Origin of the sequence: Microcoleus sp. MON1_C5, from assembly GCF_036701875.1 — a bacterium.
Taxonomy (GTDB): domain Bacteria; phylum Cyanobacteriota; class Cyanobacteriia; order Cyanobacteriales; family Microcoleaceae; genus Microcoleus.
Genome location: NZ_JAUBRN010000014.1, coordinates 35,238 through 51,263, shown reverse-complemented (window position 1 = coordinate 51,263; position 16,026 = coordinate 35,238). Strand labels below are relative to the sequence as shown.

The window sequence follows — 16,026 nt, the reverse complement described above, 5'->3', positions numbered from 1 at the left end:
TTACAATTATTGAGCCAAATTCTGTTCGAGTCAATTCATAAAACTCATAACTTCTGCTCATAAAAGTCATAATTTCTGGTCGCTCAAACTAGCAGGCGATCGCTCGCGTTAATTATAGATGTCGAATGCCCTCGACTAACCCCTGACAAACACCAGCCAGAAAATCCAAATCCAAAGTTTCAATCCTATCACTTTCTCGATGATAATGCGGATTTCGCATATTAGCAGTATCAGTCACCATGATAGCCGGATAACCATTATCCCAAAAAGGAACATGATCGCTGCGGCGAGTATCCGGCACAATTAAACCTCGATTCGGCACCGGCAGCCACTCGCAGGGCTGACCTGATTTGCGAATTTTGCCACTCAAATTAATCAAATCGGGAACCGTCCGCAAATTGCCAATTAAAGCAATAAAAATACCACTATTTGGATAAAAATATTTCAAGCCAGCGGGATAGTTTTGAGAATTAGGATTAGGGTTGCAATAACCCAACATTTCCAAAGAAATCATTAACCGGATTGACTCTTGCTGTTGCTTGTATTTAGCTGCATGATGACTGCTTCCCAAATAACCGTATTCTTCCATATCGAAGGCGACTAATTGCACTGGATATTTGAGCGGCCCAGATGCGATCTCCCTTGCCAGTTCCAGCAAAACAGCAACACCAGTAGCATTATCATCGGCCCCAGGCGATCCGGGTACAGTATCGTAATGAGCACCAATTACGATCGGCGGCAACCGCTTCTTAATCTGCTTTTCAAGACCCAGATTGTCTTGCTTCCCCCCCTTAGCAAGGGGGGGACTGAGGGGGGGTAAATCCAAGATAAAATTGTGATGAATTCGCCCGCGCACCGCAAAATCGTCAATTTCTACACTTCCCCACTGTGCCAACTGTTCGCGGATGTATTGCTGGGCATAAAAATGCCCTTCGGATGCGAGGTATGGGTTGCGATCGCGTACAATTTGAATCAGATGGCTGTGCAACCGTTCTTTGAGATTCATGCGATCGGAGATACAATGAGTACACTAAGATTATATGGGATTGAATTATGATTGGAGAAGTCAGAATCGAAAATTATAAGTCCATTCAAAAGCTGAAGCTAGAATTAGGACGAGTCACCGTATTGATTGGTGAAAATGGCTGCGGCAAGAGTAATATCCTAGAGGCGATCGCTCTTGCTTCTGCTGCGGCAGATGACAAGCTGGATAACGAGTTTTTAGCTTCTCGGGGAATTAGAGTTACAGAACCTCAATTGATGCGCTCGGCTTTTGAAATTGACAATTTGATTAAAGATATCAAAATTGATCTTAAAGAAAATGATGGAGAGAAATTTAGTTGTATTTTACATAATGACAACTCTCCCTATTCTCAATGGGTTAATAAAAACATCGTGAGCGATCCTGAAATTTATTTGAAAAATCTTGCTCCCAACTCAGGTAAGGCAGAAGATCTTATCTTAAAAAAAATTGCACAAGAGGTTGCTGAAAGATCAAAAAAAGAAACATTTCAAAACAAAATAAATAAAATTTTAAAAATGGCCCCCTTAGAAAGAGAAAATTTCAGTATAGAAGAAGTGGAAAAAAATATGGCCTTAGTGTTAAAAATAATGTTGAACAATTTTTCTTATCATTCTAAATTAATTAAATTTACAATTTACTCTCCTGAAAACCAAGCCTTACGAACTTTTGAAAAAGAAGGACAAATTCAGCCATTAGGTATTAATGGTGAAGGCTTGTTTAAACTTATAAAGTTTTTGAACTCAGAAACAAACCAAGATAAACTCAATCCAATTAAAGAAAAGTTGCGATTAATAGATTGGTTTAGAGATTTTGAAGTGCCTGAAAATTTATCACCCCTGCAAAGTTCTCTCCAAATAAAAGATAAATATTTAGATACAGATTTAACTTACTTCGACCAAAAAAGCTCTAATGAAGGCTTTTTATTTTTACTCTTTTACTTTGCCTTGTTCATTAGCGATCTCACCCCTAATTTTTTTGCAATTGATAACATTGATGCTTCTCTCAACCCCAGATTGTGTCGCAGATTAATGCAAGAATTAGTCGAATTAGCAAAACAACACGACAAACAAGTTATATTCACAACCCACAACCCGGCAGTTTTGGACGGTTTAGATTTAGATGATGAGGAACAGCGGCTGTTTGTGATCTACCGCAACCAATTAGGGCATACTAAAGCTAGACGCATTCTCAAACCTGAACCTCTAGAGGGACAAGAACCTGTAAAATTATCAGAGGCGTTTTTGAGGGGCTATATCGGCGGACTTCCTAAGAATTTTTAATATGATTAGTTTGGGATTGGTTACAGAGGGACTTACTGACCAGATTGTTATTGAGAATATTTTAGCTGGATATTTTAATAGTCCAGATGTAGAGATTAGACCACTTCAACCAGAAAGAGATAAAGACAATGAGAATAAATCCACATACGGCGGCTGGACTCTAGTTTTTAAGTATTGTAAGTCAAGAGATTTTCAAGAAGCCTTCCAATTAATTGACTATATCATTATCCAAATAGATACGGATGTTTCAGAAGATTATAATATCCCCAAGCAAGATGAAAACGGTGAATTTACTCCTCAGCAGTTAATTGAAAAAGTTATTGAAAAGTTTAGGGGTGCGATCGGCGATGATTTTTACAGCAAATATCAACAAAAAATTATATTTGCAATCTCCGTACATTCTATTGAGTGTTGGTTGCTTCCACTGTATTATACCGACAAAAAGAAAAAATCTAAATTTAAGAACTGTCTCGATACTTTAAATCTGCAACTTGCGAAAAAAACCGATAAGATGGACGCTAAGGCTAAAAATCCTGAAGATTATCGAAAAATTTCAAAACCATATCGCCAGCATAAAGTTTTGATGAAGCATTACGCAGAAAATCCCAGTTTAAAATTTTTTTTAGAAGAGATTCAAAGCAGAGACATTAAGATTGGTGATGAAGAGGATTGGTAATGAAGAAGGTTGTTATGTCATATAATAGAAACATAGTTATCGGAGATTACCATGCAAGCATACAAACTTAGAGGTAAAATCGATGCAACTGGCAACTTGGTAGTTGTGGAACCCGTGAATATGCCACCGGGAGATGTAGAAATCATCGTCTTGCAGCTAGCTGACACGGTTAAACAAGCCAGCGCTTCAGAAAGTGCGATCGCACCTGAAACACCTAAAAAAAAGTTTAAAACTAGGGTGAAGGCATTTCAAGGTTTATTCGATCGAGATGCTGTACCGGAACCGCTGGATTTTGACGATCCAGACAAACAAGCAAAATGGGAATATTTAAAGGAGAAACATAACCTGTGAAAGTCTTGATAGACACCAACATAATAGTAGATGTTGCGCTCGATCGAGAACCTTTCTTTGCCGAGAGCGATCGCATTTTAACTTTTGTTGAAGAAGGTCAAATTCAAGGCTATGTTTCTGCCTCAACTTTTAGCGACCTTTACTATATCATTCGCCGAGACAAAGGCCGCGATTGGACGCTTGAGTTTTTGCGGCAGTTAGCCACATTTTGTCAAGTCGCAACAGTAGATAATTCTGTTATTTCCATTGCATTAACTTGCAACTTCAAGGATTTTGAAGATGCGATTCAGTACAGCACTGCTGTCATCAATCTAATTGATGCCATTGTCACCCGCAACCCGCGAGATTTTCCGGTTACTACTCCTAGGATTGTAACTCCAAATCAATTAACTCAAGAATTAACCAATTCTCCCTAAATTTCTCAAAGCGCTAAAGTTCTGATTCCAATTCGCTAACCCGCACCTGCACCTGCAACTCTACAGAATCCAAATCAGACGACTCTAACAATCCTGTTGCTTCAACTTCTGCACTCGCTTCACCGTGCCGCCCTTTTCGCAATTTCTCACCCAAAGTATCCCGCTGGTTAATCAAATAAATACTCACCAAAGTCAGCCCAACTCCCATAGATTGCAGCGGATTCAGCACTTCGCCCAAGAACAAATTGCCGAACAGCAAAGCAAATACAGGCGTAAGAAAGGTAAGAGAACTTAAACTTGTTAGACTGCCACTCGAAGCAAAATAAAAGAATAAACCGTAGGCGATCGCACTTCCGAACACCGTAGAATAAGCTAACGCCATCCAGCCGGAAAAATCGATATTCACAAACTGCTCAGACTCAGTTGCAGCCGAAATTGCCAACAGCGGCAAACCGCCCAAAATCATGTGCCAACCAGTCGCCACCACCGGGTCAACATACCGGCAAACCCAGCGCACCAAAACCGTACCCACAGCCATCGACAAAGCCGCCAACAGCATCAACCATTCTCCACCCTGAAACAACTGTTCGATACCCGCAGAAACCTGCCTGTTTTCAGGATGAAAAAGCCCCAAAATCCAGCCATCCGGCAACCCGATCAAACTGATGCCCGCAACGCCAATAACTAATCCCAACCAGCCCCAAAAACCAATTTTTTCTTGAAACAGCCACAAACACAAAATCGCCACTGCTAGCGGCTGAGAATCAATCATCACCGAACCCAAACCCGCACCGGTTCTCGCCAAACCTTCGGCTAAAAAGCCTTGAAACAAAGTAGCGTCAACCAAAGCAAACAGCGAAATCCACAGCCAAGCTTTCCAACCCTGCGGCTGTGGTTTTCCCATGAATGCGGCCGCCAGCAGCACCAACGCACCCGCAGGTATCAAACGCACGACAGCCACAAACAGCGGCGTTGTGTGCGGCATCACCCCCTTCATCGCTACCATCGCGGTTCCCCACAGGAAAAACGGCGCAATTAGCAACAGCGGGGCAAAAGGCAATTTTGAATCGGTAAGTTTTAACTGCATGGCGGAGACTCCAAATAATTGATGAGAGTGGCTCTCATGAGAATGATGTAGATTTGTTAAGCAATTTTTACAATTATATATCGCTGTTGAGTTAAATTCGATCGCACAAACCTCGGCAATTATGAACAGGCATCTTGCCTGTTCCACAACAAAATCAAGGTGGAACAGGCATCTTGCCTGTTGCGGCCATTATGAACAGGCATCTTGCCTGTTCCACAATCAAGAATTTTCTTGTGCAACAGGCACCTTGCCTGTTGCGAACACAAGCACAGCATCTACCCCGATGAATAAGGCACACTATAAGAAGTTAGCTACAAAAATCCGTAACATTGTCTGTACACTGCCCATGATTTGGCCATTCAAGCCCCGCTACCGCAAACAAATCGCCCGTATCGAAATCACCGGAGCCATTGCCGGAGAAACCCGCAAACGAGTCCTAGAAGCTCTCAAAACTGTTGAAGAACGCAAATTTCCCGCCTTGCTGCTGCGGATAGACAGCCCCGGCGGCACTGTGGGCGATTCCCAGGAAATTTACAGCGCGCTCAAGCGTTTGCGCGAAAAAGTCAAAATTGTCGCCAGTTTCGGCAATATTTCAGCTTCTGGCGGAGTTTACATCGGCATGGGAGCCGAGCATATCGTTGCTAATCCCGGTACAATTACTGGCAGCATTGGCGTGATTATCCGGGGCAACAATCTAGAACGGCTGTTAGAAAAAGTAGGGGTTTCTTTTCAGGTGATTAAATCGGGGCCGTATAAAGATATCTTGGCATTCGATCGAGAATTGACCGACCCGGAACAGCAAATTCTGCAAGACTTGATCGACACCAGCTACCAGCAATTCGTGGAAACCGTTGCTGAAGCCCGGAAATTGGCTGTTGAGAAAGTGAAAAGTTTTGCCGACGGTCGGGTTTTCACCGGCCAGCAAGCCTTAGAATTGGGTTTGGTCGATCGACTGGGAACAGAAGAGGACGCTCGCCGCCTTGCCGCCGAACTCGCAGGCCTCGACCCGGAAAAAACCGAGTCTTGCACGCTAGAAAAACAAAAACCTTTCCTAAATCGCGTCTTGGGGAGTAGTCTGGATATATCTAGGCTTTCAGCTTACAATAATTTGCTGGAATTCGAGCTTTCTACTAGCGGTTTGCCGCTGTGGATGTATCGCCCGTGATTAAATAAATTAGTCATTGGTCAGGAGTCAGTAGTCATTAGTTACCCCCTGGATGATTGGGCGATTGAAATGTGTTGACCTCAAACTCCAATGTGGCGCTTCGCCCGTCATAAGCGCTTCGCGCTGGCTTCGCCTACGAGTTCGAGGTCAAACTACACAAACGAAGTCCACTCAAGCGGGGACTAAGAAATAAAGTGGGTATTTAAACCTAATTTAGTATGACTGATGACTAATAACAAATGACTAATGACTAATGACTAATAACAAAAATATGGAGGAAATTTGCGTGGAGTGGCAAGTGCGGGGTATTCGTGGGGCAACTACTGCTAGCGAGAATTCGGTGGCAGCAATTCGAGAAGCGGTGAGAGAATTGTTAGATGAATTAGAAGCAAAAAATGATATAAATCCAGAATTAATTATTAGTGCTACGTTTTCTGCTACTCGCGATTTAGATGCTGTGTTTCCGGCGGCGATCGCCCGCGAACGTCCTCACTGGTGTAATGTTCCTTTGTTGGATGTCCAGCAAATGCACGTTGAGGGTGCTTTGGAACGCTGCATCCGGTTTTTAATTCACGTCAATTGGCCGGCACATACTGAAATTTATCATCCTTATTTGCGGGGAGCTCAAAATTTGCGCCCGGATAGGAATTTAGCGGTGGCGGTGGCTGGGGAAAAATAATAGATTCACTTTGGGCTTGATTTAAAAGTTAACTCACCATTACAGGTGGGTTTATTTTTTACGGGACTTGATAAAGTACAAAACCTGCCCTGGGGATATATGGTTAAAAGCTTTTATTATAAAAAAAACCCGGTTTCTTTGAGAAGCCGGGTTTTTTGTCAATTAGACGCTTTCTTGTGATGCAGCCTAATCCCTAAAAAGATGTCATATATAAAATTCCAAAAGTCCTTTTTCCCTTCCAATATTCCCAAACTTTGAGGGGAACCTTTCTCATCCAACAGCGGCTTCACAGCCTCATAAGCAGGCTTGTAATTGTACCAAGGAATGGAAGGCCACAAGTGATGAATTAGATGATAATTCTGCCCCAAAATCAAGATATTTAGAATAGGACTAGGATATACTCTGGCATTTTTCCAACGATCGCGATCGTGAAATGGACGGTGCGGCAAATAATCAAAAAATAACCCCAACGCCAATCCCACCACCATAGCGGGAGAAAACCAAAAATTCAGCACGTAACCTAAATGGTCGTACTGAATTGAGATATACACGATCGCGATCACAAACAAACGGCTGAGAAACCATTCCAATAATTCGTATTTCCGCCACAGTTTGCGCTTAAAAAAGAAAATCTCGTGGTAAAAAAACCTCGCAGCAATCAACCACAAAGGCCCGCCGGTCGAAACATAATGGTCTGGATCGTTATCTGGGTCATTAACGTGGGCGTGATGCTGCATATGTACCCGCGTAAACACCGGGAAAGCAAAACCCAACATCAGCGCGCTACCGTGTCCCAAAATAGCGTTAACTGTGCGATCGCGATGGGCCGCATTGTGAGACGCATCGTGAATCACAGTTCCAGCCATGTGCAAAGCCAACACGTTCAGCGTAAAACAGCACCACTGCGGCCATCCCCAACACCAGAAACCCAAGTTAGAAATCACGAGAATCGCTACTGCACTCAAAAATAGCAGCAGTGTCGGATTGAAGTCACCGGGAGGACTCAGAAACTCTTTCGGCACTGTCAGCGGCCGTCCTGCCTCCGACATCTTTGTTAAGACTCCTTAATATTTCACACTTGCGTAGTATAAGATACAAGCCAGACAATAGTAAAGTTTTGTCAGGAACCTCAGCCTAAAGGCATGAAAGAACAGAGTCCGATCGCCAGACACTAGCGTCTGCACAAACAGCAAAGTATTGCTGTTGTACAAGGATACCAGTCCTAAATTAGCCAAAAGATCTCAGCAGAAGAAACAAAATCAATGGGTATATCTGTATGTATGTCAAGCCTGAGAGCGGAAAAATTTGCAAAAAAGGGCGATCCCCAAGAAAAAATTACCGATCGGTAAAAAGTCAGATATTCTATATATTGTTCAATACCTGCTTTTTTTTTGACGACTATCAAAATTTTTAAGACTTGAGACTAGCGTCATTGCTTGTAGTGCAAAGATGAAACGTTAGCCGAAATTTAAACAAGAAATCCACCTGCCTCCCGAGAACACCGCTGATGCAATTGCCAAAAGCCCTACGCCGGACTAAAATCGTCGCCACCATTGGCCCAGCAACTTCGGACCCACAAGTGCTGCGCCAGCTCATAGAAGCCGGTGCCACAACTTTGCGACTCAACTTTTCCCACGGAACAGAAGAAGACCACCAGCGCAGCATTCGCTTAATCCGGCAAACATCCTTTGAACTCAACCAGCCGGTTGCCATCCTCCAAGACCTCCAAGGCCCGAAAATTCGTTTAGGGCGCTTTGAGACAGGCTCTATAGTTGTCAAAAACGGCGATCCTTTCATTCTCACCAGCCGCCAGGTTCCAGGTACTCAGCTCATTTCTTCCGTCACCTACGACCCCCTAGCAGACGAAGTTCCAGAAGGAGCAGTGATTCTGCTCGACGACGGGAAAGTGGAAATGCTGGTCGAAAAAGTAGACCGCGCGGCGCGGGAATTATACTGCCGCGTCGTCGTCGGCGGGCCGCTTTCCAACAACAAAGGCGTGAATTTTCCGGGAGTTTACCTCTCAATTAAAGCGCTGACTGATAAAGACCGCAAAGATTTAATGTTCGGCCTCGACCAAGGTGTAGATTGGGTAGCCCTGAGCTTTGTGCGAAATCCCCAAGATGTGCTCGAAATTAAAGAGCTGATTGCCAGTGCGGGCAAGCAAGTACCGGTGATTGCCAAGATCGAAAAGCACGAGGCGATCGAACAAATGGAAGAAATTCTCACCCTTTGCAACGGCGTGATGGTCGCCCGCGGCGATTTGGGAGTGGAACTGCCCGCCGAAGACGTGCCGATTTTGCAAAAGCGGCTGATTGCTACCTCCAACCGCCTGGGTATTCCGGTAATTACCGCTACCCAGATGCTCGACAGCATGGTCAACAATCCCCGTCCCACCCGCGCCGAGATTTCCGACGTGGCCAACGCGATTCTTGACGGAACTGATGCCGTGATGCTCTCGAATGAAACTGCTGTCGGCAAGTTCCCCGTCGAAGCGGTGGCGACGATGGCGAGAATTGCGGTGCGGATGGAGAAGGAAGGAATTAAGCGGAATATTAGGAATGTAGAAGATATTGGTCGATCGATCCCCAACGGCATCAGCCAAGCAGTCAGCCAAATCTCGGAACAGTTGAACGCGGCGGCGATCATGACGCTGACCAAAACCGGCGCCACAGCCCGAAATGTCTCGAAGTTCCGACCCAAAACTCCGATTTTGGCAATTACTCCTCACGTAGACGTAGCCAGACAACTGCAATTAGTATGGGGAGTAAAACCCCTGCTGGTGCTGGATTTGCCCTCCACCGGCCAGACATTTCACTCTGCCATGACTGTCGCCCAGGAAAAAGAGTTAGTGTGCGACGGAGATTTAGTGGTGATGACCGCCGGTACTCTGCAAGGGGTTGCCGGATCGACGGATTTGATCAAAGTTGAGGTAGTGACAGCAGTTTTAGGCAAAGGCACCGGTGTCGGTTTGGGCTCGGTGAGTGGCATGGCCAGAGTTGCTCGCACTGCTGCGGATGTAGGCAATTTCCACCCGGGAGAAATTTTGGTAGTGGAACACACCAGCGTCGCTTTTGTGGAGATGATTCGGAAAGCAGCAGGTGTGGTGACGGAGGAGGACAGTTTGACTTCTCACGCCGCGATTATCGGTTTGCGCTTGGGCGTGCCGGTGATGGTGGGCGTAAAGAATGCCACGCGGGTAATTCGGGACGGAACTATGCTGACGCTCGATATGCAGCGCGGTTTGGTTTATTCCGGGGCCAGAGGCGGCTCAACTGACGCGGAAGTGACCGTTTAACTGTTGGTGAGCTAGGAGTTGTGGAGTTTTGAATTAAATTCTACAACTCCTTGCTTTTTTCGCTTAGGTTGTGCTATGATTCAAAATTGTCTGTGCCGATGTAGCTCAGGGGTAGAGTATTCGATTCGTAATCGAACGGTCGTGGGTTCAAATCCCACCATCGGCTTTGGGTTTCAGCGATTTTTGTCTATGACTTGTCTATGATTGTTGCAAATCTGTAGCAAAACGCAGTTTAACTGCTCAAAAATGCTCTCGGCAAAGTAGCGGAGAGCATTTTTATTTGCCCTAAATCCTTGTGTGGTAGATAGGGTGAATTTTTTAAATCAACAGTTAAACCTGAGCTCGTGAAAATGGCGATCGTCATGAACCGAGTTAATCACCTAGCAGTAACAAGTTCGAGCCACAAAATGCGTGAATGGCGATCGCGTGCATCAGCCAATCATGGCGCCAAAAATAGGGTAAAATTGCGATCGAAGCGTCACACTCTTTTGAACATTCAGCAGCCCATGCAAAAAGCATCTGAGATGAGAGTAGAAAACTTAGATTATCTCGGCTTAGTAGCAAGTCTAATTGATCGCCTAGGAATCTACCCAAAAATCGGTAGTCCTGCATAGTCAGTATAATTAGGGGTTTTATTTTATAGATAAACTGGCGTTATACTCATGAATAAAATACCAAAGAGACCCAATGTGATTGGAGAGTATTTTAGAGAATTAAAGACTTTTTTTGACCCTAGGAGATATTCTTTGTCTCATCGTATTATTAAATCTTTCTAGAGAGTTTGTCAGACTCGTATCCTTTCCTACTAATCTGTGTCTTTTTTGAGGAAAAAGTATCCCATAAGCACGCCGAAAGTCTGTAGAACTTACAGCACATTGACGATATACTGCGAGCAATGCTGTGTCCTTACGGGAAGCTTTTTTAGATTGGTATTAGTTCCGATCGCACAATTTCCACTGCAAAAACGCGAGCAAACTCAGCGACAAGGATCGATCGCACTCGATCGACCTCAATTCCCGGGATAAACTGCTCTAAACTTCCAACAGGTCGATCGGGAATCCCGCAAGGTACAATTTGCCCAAAACCTGCGAGATCCGGACAAACATTTAAGGCAAAACCGTGCATCGTAATCCAGCGGCTGACTTTAATGCCGATCGCGCCTACCTTGCACCCATCTACCCAAACCCCAGTCATACCGGGAACCCGCGAACCCTTCAACCCGCAAACTTCCAGCACCCCCAGCAGCACTTCCTCCAACTGCCGCAAATACCAGTGCAAATCTTGCTGGTGACGCCGCAAATTTAAAATTGGATAGCCCACCAATTGGCCCGGACAGTGGTAAGTCACCTCGCCGCCCCGCTCAACTCGGTGCAGTTCCGCCGCAGTTTGACTTGGGTCAAATTTCAGAAATTCCAAATTTGCTCCCATTCCCAAAGTGTAAACCGGCGGATGTTCCAGCAAAATCAGGACATCTGGCAAATCAGGCGTCTCGCGGCGTTCTTGCACGAGTTTTTGCTGGACTTCCCAAGCTTTGGAGTAGGGCACTTGTCCCCAATCGAGGAGTAAGCAGGGTTGTGCATTTAGCTGTTGAGGGATGAGAGGAGAAATCATGAAAAAAATCAAGAGTGTATTTACGGAATATTGGCGCAGATTAAATCAAGAATTGTCAACATATAATAAAAGATTTGGAAGATAAGTGTTTTCCAGAATACATAGTGCTACTGTGTAAAATATACCCACGTTACAGAAGGGAGGGAGCTCTATGAAGCTTGTTATCCAGGGTAAGAATATAGAAATCACCGATGCGATTCGCGAGTACGTCAATCAAAAGGTTGAAAAGGCAGTTAGCCATTTTCAAACTTTGACTACAGAAGTGGACATACATCTATCGGTGGCTCGTAACCCCAGGATCAATCCTAAGCAGACTGCTGAGGTGACAATTTATGCTAACGGCAGCGTGATTCGGGCTGAAGAAAGCACGGAAAGCCTTTATGCTAGCATCGATTTGGTTGCCGACAAGATAGCTCGTCAACTGCGGAAATTTAAGGAAAAACGCCACGACAACAAGACCCAGAGTAGTGCCAAAACGGTTACGGTAGTTGATGAACATCCTGTAGTAGCGGATCTGATTGGCGATCGAACTCCCGAACTTCCTGCTGAGGTGGTGCGAACTAAGTATTTTGCCATGCCTCCAATGACTGTGCAAGAAGCTTTGGAACAATTGCAGATTATCGATCACGATTTCTATATGTTCCGTAATGCGGAAACAGGCGAAATTAACGTGCTCTACGAACGCAAGAGTCACAGCGGCTATGGAGTTATTCAACCGCGCCACAGCAACGGTAACGGTAATAGCAAAAATGGCAAAACTGCCGAAAGCGCTACATCGGAAAAATCGAGTGTTGCGAAAAGCTAGATAATTGCTGAGTGCTAATTGTTAATGGCTGCAAGCCGTTAGCAAAAAAGGACTAAAGTCCTTACTACGAACCACGAGTTTTTAGTAAGGACTTTAGTCCTTTCTTGTTTTTTAAGATCGTGATTCGCAGTTAGGACTTGGGCGATATTTCCTAGAGAAAAGGGATGAACAATTATGCTATTGGAGTTAAGACAATTAAAGATTCAACCGGGTCAGCAATTACTGGTTGAGGATGTGAACTGGCAACAATTTGAAAGTATTTTGGCGGAATTGGGAGAACGTCGTGCTTCCCGACTTTCCTATAGTAACGGACGGTTAGAAATTATGGTTCCTCTGCCCGAACATGAAAAAGCCAAAGAAATTATTGGCGACATGGTAAAAATTTTGTTGGAAACACGACAAATAGCATTTGAGCCGTTAGGTTCGACAACGTTGAAAAATGAACGCATGAGTCAGGCTGTCGAACCGGATACCTGTTTTTACATTCAAAATCAAGCAGCCGTTATCGGTAAAAATCGCCTCGATATGAGTGTTGATCCACCCCCAGACTTAGCTATAGAAATTGATCTTACCTCCCGCACGCAGTTGGATAATTATCAAATTCTAGGAGTGCCGGAACTTTGGCGATACGCACGGCGAGGGCTACAAATCAACCTCTTGCAAGCCGAACACTATATTGAGTCTGATGTTAGTCCCACTTTCCCCAATATCCCGATTGTCGAACTGGTGAATAAGTACACTCAGCAGAGTCAAGTTGCTGGTAGAACCCACGCTATTCAAGCTTTTAAAAATTGGGTAGGGGAAAACCTATAGTCGGAGAATTTCCGTTATCACTAAAAACCCTTAGTTCGCAGTCAGGAATTTAGTTTTTTCTTGTTTTTTAGACAATGATGGATGAGGACTTTCGTCCTCACTACCAACAATATATTTTAAGCAAATCCATCTAACTTTTGATGGTTTCTAAAGTTTTGAGTGCTTCTGCAACGTGTGCTTTGAAGTCTAACATGGAGTCAAAAATATGCTTGACAACGCCTTCTTTGTCAATGACATAAGTTACTCTACCGGGCATAATCCACAGTGTAGCTGGAACTCCGTATAATTGTCGCACTTTGTTGCCAGTATCGCTCAGCAGTGTAAACGGTAGCTGATATTTGGAGGCAAATTGTTGGTGCGATTGTTGCGAATCTTCGCTGATTCCTATGACTTCTGCACCTGCGTCTTTGAAAACTTCGTAACTATCTCGAAAAGCGCAAGCTTGGGTGGTGCATCCGGGTGTGTCATCTTTGGGATAAAAGTAGACTATGACGTTTTTTTTACCTTTAAAATCTTTGAGGCTGACTGATGTGCCAGTTTGAGATGGTAAGGTAAAATCGGGTGCGGTGTCTCCTACTTTGACTGTCATGTTTTTTTAACGGAGTAGCTCTGTTTGGGTGAAAATTTAACTTTTTTTATTGTACAGTTTTTTTGAGCAATAGTTCGTAATTGCGATCGGGCAATTCGACAGCCTCCGATTTTTCCTGTCTCGCACTCCTAACAAAAACCCTTTTTACAAAATCGGAATGCTGTCAGCGATTCACAGTTACGCGGATTAATTGAAGAGGCTTTTTTGAACCACACATCCACGGGGATTAACCAAGATTCTGATTAACAATGGGAGGGGCGGCGCTGAAGCGTTACCACAAAGTTAATTGTTATCGGCCTTTAGTTAAATTTTTTAATTCCCGCCAGATTGGAGGAATTTGGCCGGAGTGTGTGCGTGGCTGAGTGAGGATTCCTTGAGTGGGACTGAACAGCAATGATAACACAAAGAATCCCGATGCAACTAAAACTATTGCGGGCCCGGATGGCAAGTTATAAAAGTAGCTGAGATACATTCCGCTAATGCTGGAAATAACTCCGATTATTGCGCCTAAAATCATTACTTGATGCAGGCGAGTGACTAGGAGATAGGCGGTACTTGCGGGTGTAATTAATAGGGACAAGACTAGCACTACGCCAACGGCTTTGAGGCTGGCAACTATTGTGAGCGCGATGAGTACCATCAGTCCGAAGTTGAGGAGGTTTACTGGCAAACCTGTTGCTTGCGCTCCTAATGGATCGAATGTGTAAAATAGCAGTTCTTTGTAAAAGAATACTACAACTAATAAGACTAGGGCGACAATCAAGGCTGTGTCGATCGCATCTTGGGGGGTAACGCCGAGGATGTTGCCGAAAAGAAAGTGGTTGAGGTCGATTTTATTGTCTTTTTGGACGATCGTAATTAGGGTGATGCCGAGGGCGAAGAAGGCTGAAAATACGATGCCCATTGCCGCGTCTTCTTTGATTGTCGATCGAGCTTTGATCCAAGCTATGATTACTGTACTCAAAACTCCGGCAATGAACGCGCCGATAAAGATATTTGCTCCGAGGATAAATGCGATCGCCAATCCGGGCAAAACCGAGTGGCTGATGGCGTCTCCGAGCAAGGCCAGCCGCTGTACCATTAGGTAGCTGCCGACGATCGCGCAGACGATGCCGACGAGAATGGCAATTATGAGCGATCGCTGCATGAATCCGTACTGCAACGGCTCAATTAAGGTTTGTATCATAAAATTATAAAATCACAGTTAACTAATGACTAACAATCAAAGCAACCCGGTTTAACCGGAGATTTATCGTTGCCAAACCCAATATTATCCAAGAAACTGGGTTCAAAAGCGTAACTCGTAGATTAATGACTGTTGGCTAATTAAGCTGCTTGTCCGGCAAAGAACATTACTTGTCCGCCGTAGGCGCGGTAAAGGTTTTCTTGTGTTAGCACTTCTTGACGGGGACCAGCGGCAATCACTTCTGTATTTAGCAAAATTAAATCGTCAAAATTGGTGATTGATTCGCCTAAGTCGTGGTTGACTACTAAGACGATTTTCCCGGCATTTGCTAGTTGGTGGAAGATGTCAAAAATGATATTTTGAGTTTTTTGGTCAACGCCGACAAACGGCTCGTCAAAGCAGAAAATAGCGGCTTCTTGGGCTAATGCTCTAGCTAGAAATACTCGCTGTTGCTGTCCGCCGGAAAGTTGTCCGATCGGTCTGTCTTTGTAAGCACTCATGCCTACTCTTTCTAAGGCATCGGCAGCGCTGCGGCGGCTAGCTGCGGAGAAGCGGCGAAACCATCCGGCTTTTCTGACTCTTCCCATCATCACGACATCCCAAACGGTGGCGGGATAGTTCCAGTCAATTTGCGATCGCTGGGGCACGTAGGCTACTGTTTCGAGTCGATCGGCGATCGCTTCTTCGCCCCAGGTAACAGTGCCGCGAGCTGCCGGAATTAAGCCCAACATTGCTTTGATCAGCGTGCTTTTGCCGGCACCGTTGGGCCCAATAATACCCGTCAGCCTTCCCGGTTTCACGGAAAGACTGATATCTTTGAGTGCCTCTACCGTGCGGTAGTTTACTGCTAAGTGCTTAACAGTGATAATTTCAGTGTCGGTAGCGCTGTCTTTGAGGTGGCAAACCATTTGAGACCAAGGATTCTCGTTGGGGAAGGCGGCGGTATTCATTGCGGTGACTCTATCTCCTTTTTATTAAGTTTACTGTAAAAATGAAAAGAATATGAAATCATCGGTAAATAGGAATAATCGGGAACGCACCAGAGGTAG

General features: G+C 44.6%; 17 protein-coding genes, 1 tRNA gene and 1 pseudogene. 11 read left to right on the top strand and 8 right to left on the bottom strand.

What is annotated here, in order from left to right; all coding sequences use genetic code 11:
- Nucleotides 1–112: 112 nt before the first annotated feature.
- Nucleotides 113–1,006, bottom strand: coding sequence for a M28 family peptidase (locus QUA71_RS09635; RefSeq protein ID WP_333284377.1), 894 nt, complete (start codon nucleotides 1,004–1,006; stop codon nucleotides 113–115).
- Between the two features lie 47 nt (nucleotides 1,007–1,053).
- Between QUA71_RS09635 and QUA71_RS09630 the strand changes: the two genes are divergently transcribed.
- Genes QUA71_RS09630 through QUA71_RS09615 form a run of 4 tightly spaced genes read left to right on the top strand, consistent with a single transcriptional unit; the run spans nucleotide 1,054 to nucleotide 3,747 of the window.
- Nucleotides 1,054–2,304: an AAA family ATPase gene (locus tag QUA71_RS09630; protein WP_333284375.1), complete on the top strand. Its 1,251-nt coding sequence runs from the start codon at nucleotides 1,054–1,056 to the stop codon at nucleotides 2,302–2,304.
- 1 nt (nucleotide 2,305) lies between these two features.
- A complete protein-coding gene (locus QUA71_RS09625; RefSeq protein WP_333284374.1) occupies nucleotides 2,306–2,980 on the top strand; it encodes a phage tail protein in 675 nt (224 codons plus the stop codon).
- A gap of 51 nt (nucleotides 2,981–3,031) precedes the next feature.
- Nucleotides 3,032–3,331, top strand: coding sequence for a hypothetical protein (locus QUA71_RS09620; RefSeq protein ID WP_333037391.1), 300 nt, complete (start codon nucleotides 3,032–3,034; stop codon nucleotides 3,329–3,331).
- Nucleotides 3,328–3,747 (top strand): PIN domain-containing protein, encoded by a 420-nt coding sequence (locus QUA71_RS09615; RefSeq protein WP_333284372.1) that lies wholly within the window; start codon nucleotides 3,328–3,330, stop codon nucleotides 3,745–3,747. The genes QUA71_RS09620 and QUA71_RS09615 overlap by 4 nt, the downstream gene beginning before the upstream one ends.
- A gap of 13 nt (nucleotides 3,748–3,760) precedes the next feature.
- On the opposite strand, the gene QUA71_RS09610 is transcribed toward QUA71_RS09615, so the two are convergent.
- Entirely contained in the window at nucleotides 3,761–4,834 is a 1,074-nt protein-coding gene (locus tag QUA71_RS09610) for a DMT family transporter (protein WP_333284370.1), read from the bottom strand.
- Between the two features lie 346 nt (nucleotides 4,835–5,180).
- Between QUA71_RS09610 and sppA the strand changes: the two genes are divergently transcribed.
- Together sppA and aroH are read left to right on the top strand one after the other, a co-directional pair.
- On the top strand, nucleotides 5,181–5,999 hold the full coding sequence (sppA, locus tag QUA71_RS09605) for a signal peptide peptidase SppA (protein WP_190663313.1): 819 nt from the start codon (nucleotides 5,181–5,183) through the stop codon (nucleotides 5,997–5,999).
- Nucleotides 6,000–6,252: 253 nt separating this feature from the next.
- Complete coding sequence (gene aroH / locus QUA71_RS09600) at nucleotides 6,253–6,678, top strand: chorismate mutase (RefSeq protein ID WP_333284368.1); 426 nt, start codon at nucleotides 6,253–6,255, stop codon at nucleotides 6,676–6,678.
- A 158-nt stretch (nucleotides 6,679–6,836) separates the two neighbouring features.
- On the opposite strand, the gene crtR is transcribed toward aroH, so the two are convergent.
- Entirely contained in the window at nucleotides 6,837–7,727 is an 891-nt protein-coding gene (gene crtR / locus QUA71_RS09595) for a beta-carotene hydroxylase (RefSeq protein ID WP_333284366.1), read from the bottom strand.
- Nucleotides 7,728–8,185: 458 nt separating this feature from the next.
- Here crtR and pyk point away from each other — a divergent pair, with 458 nt between their 5' ends.
- The 3 genes from pyk to QUA71_RS09580 all read left to right on the top strand — a co-directional run bounded on the left by pyk (nucleotide 8,186) and on the right by QUA71_RS09580 (nucleotide 10,587).
- Nucleotides 8,186–9,973, top strand: a complete 1,788-nt coding sequence (pyk, locus tag QUA71_RS09590) for a pyruvate kinase (RefSeq protein ID WP_333284364.1) — start codon at nucleotides 8,186–8,188, stop codon at nucleotides 9,971–9,973.
- Between the two features lie 94 nt (nucleotides 9,974–10,067).
- A tRNA-Thr gene (locus QUA71_RS09585) sits at nucleotides 10,068–10,139 on the top strand.
- Nucleotides 10,140–10,335: 196 nt separating this feature from the next.
- Nucleotides 10,336–10,587: a hypothetical protein gene (locus QUA71_RS09580; protein WP_333284362.1), complete on the top strand. Its 252-nt coding sequence runs from the start codon at nucleotides 10,336–10,338 to the stop codon at nucleotides 10,585–10,587.
- Between the two features lie 18 nt (nucleotides 10,588–10,605).
- On the opposite strand, the pseudogene QUA71_RS09575 reads toward QUA71_RS09580, so the two are convergent.
- Nucleotides 10,606–10,872, bottom strand: a pseudogene (locus QUA71_RS09575) (IS1 family transposase); the annotation flags it as partial.
- A 22-nt stretch (nucleotides 10,873–10,894) separates the two neighbouring features.
- On the bottom strand, nucleotides 10,895–11,584 hold the full coding sequence (gene lipB / locus QUA71_RS09570; protein WP_333284361.1) for a lipoyl(octanoyl) transferase LipB: 690 nt from the start codon (nucleotides 11,582–11,584) through the stop codon (nucleotides 10,895–10,897).
- A gap of 151 nt (nucleotides 11,585–11,735) precedes the next feature.
- On the opposite strand from lipB, the gene hpf reads away from it, so the two are divergent.
- Nucleotides 11,736–12,389 carry a ribosome hibernation-promoting factor, HPF/YfiA family gene (gene hpf, locus QUA71_RS09565; RefSeq protein WP_333120983.1) on the top strand — a complete coding sequence of 218 codons (654 nt, stop codon included), beginning with the start codon at nucleotides 11,736–11,738 and terminating at the stop codon, nucleotides 12,387–12,389.
- A gap of 174 nt (nucleotides 12,390–12,563) precedes the next feature.
- Nucleotides 12,564–13,202 (top strand): Uma2 family endonuclease, encoded by a 639-nt coding sequence (locus QUA71_RS09560; RefSeq protein ID WP_333284359.1) that lies wholly within the window; start codon nucleotides 12,564–12,566, stop codon nucleotides 13,200–13,202.
- Nucleotides 13,203–13,332: 130 nt separating this feature from the next.
- Here QUA71_RS09560 and QUA71_RS09555 read toward each other — a convergent pair whose 3' ends face one another.
- From QUA71_RS09555 to QUA71_RS09545, 3 genes are all read right to left on the bottom strand, one after another.
- The gene (locus tag QUA71_RS09555) at nucleotides 13,333–13,791 is read right to left on the bottom strand and encodes a peroxiredoxin (RefSeq protein WP_333284357.1); all 459 of its coding nucleotides are present in this window, start codon (nucleotides 13,789–13,791) and stop codon (nucleotides 13,333–13,335) included.
- A 289-nt stretch (nucleotides 13,792–14,080) separates the two neighbouring features.
- Nucleotides 14,081–14,977, bottom strand: a complete 897-nt coding sequence (locus tag QUA71_RS09550) for a metal ABC transporter permease (RefSeq protein ID WP_333284356.1) — start codon at nucleotides 14,975–14,977, stop codon at nucleotides 14,081–14,083.
- Nucleotides 14,978–15,117: 140 nt separating this feature from the next.
- Nucleotides 15,118–15,927, bottom strand: a complete 810-nt coding sequence (locus QUA71_RS09545; protein ID WP_333284354.1) for a metal ABC transporter ATP-binding protein — start codon at nucleotides 15,925–15,927, stop codon at nucleotides 15,118–15,120.
- Nucleotides 15,928–16,026: the final 99 nt, after the last annotated feature.

Bases quoted from the DNA above. Each gene is read 5' to 3' on its own strand.
- QUA71_RS09635 (WP_333284377.1), bottom strand. From the start codon at position 1,006: ATGAATCTCAAAGAACGGTTGCACAGCCATCTGATTCAAATTGTACGC.
- QUA71_RS09555 (WP_333284357.1), bottom strand. From the start codon at position 13,791: ATGACAGTCAAAGTAGGAGACACCGCACCCGATTTTACCTTACCATCT.
- QUA71_RS09630 (WP_333284375.1), top strand. From the start codon at position 1,054: ATGATTGGAGAAGTCAGAATCGAAAATTATAAGTCCATTCAAAAGCTG.
- QUA71_RS09610 (WP_333284370.1), bottom strand. From the start codon at position 4,834: ATGCAGTTAAAACTTACCGATTCAAAATTGCCTTTTGCCCCGCTGTTG.
- QUA71_RS09620 (WP_333037391.1), top strand. From the start codon at position 3,032: ATGCAAGCATACAAACTTAGAGGTAAAATCGATGCAACTGGCAACTTG.
- QUA71_RS09550 (WP_333284356.1), bottom strand. From the start codon at position 14,977: ATGATACAAACCTTAATTGAGCCGTTGCAGTACGGATTCATGCAGCGA.
- QUA71_RS09560 (WP_333284359.1), top strand. From the start codon at position 12,564: ATGCTATTGGAGTTAAGACAATTAAAGATTCAACCGGGTCAGCAATTA.
- QUA71_RS09625 (WP_333284374.1), top strand. From the start codon at position 2,306: ATGATTAGTTTGGGATTGGTTACAGAGGGACTTACTGACCAGATTGTT.
- pyk (WP_333284364.1), top strand. From the start codon at position 8,186: ATGCAATTGCCAAAAGCCCTACGCCGGACTAAAATCGTCGCCACCATT.
- aroH (WP_333284368.1), top strand. From the start codon at position 6,253: ATGACTAATAACAAAAATATGGAGGAAATTTGCGTGGAGTGGCAAGTG.
- lipB (WP_333284361.1), bottom strand. From the start codon at position 11,584: ATGATTTCTCCTCTCATCCCTCAACAGCTAAATGCACAACCCTGCTTA.
- hpf (WP_333120983.1), top strand. From the start codon at position 11,736: ATGAAGCTTGTTATCCAGGGTAAGAATATAGAAATCACCGATGCGATT.
- crtR (WP_333284366.1), bottom strand. From the start codon at position 7,727: ATGTCGGAGGCAGGACGGCCGCTGACAGTGCCGAAAGAGTTTCTGAGT.
- sppA (WP_190663313.1), top strand. From the start codon at position 5,181: ATGATTTGGCCATTCAAGCCCCGCTACCGCAAACAAATCGCCCGTATC.
- QUA71_RS09545 (WP_333284354.1), bottom strand. From the start codon at position 15,927: ATGAATACCGCCGCCTTCCCCAACGAGAATCCTTGGTCTCAAATGGTT.
- QUA71_RS09580 (WP_333284362.1), top strand. From the start codon at position 10,336: ATGAACCGAGTTAATCACCTAGCAGTAACAAGTTCGAGCCACAAAATG.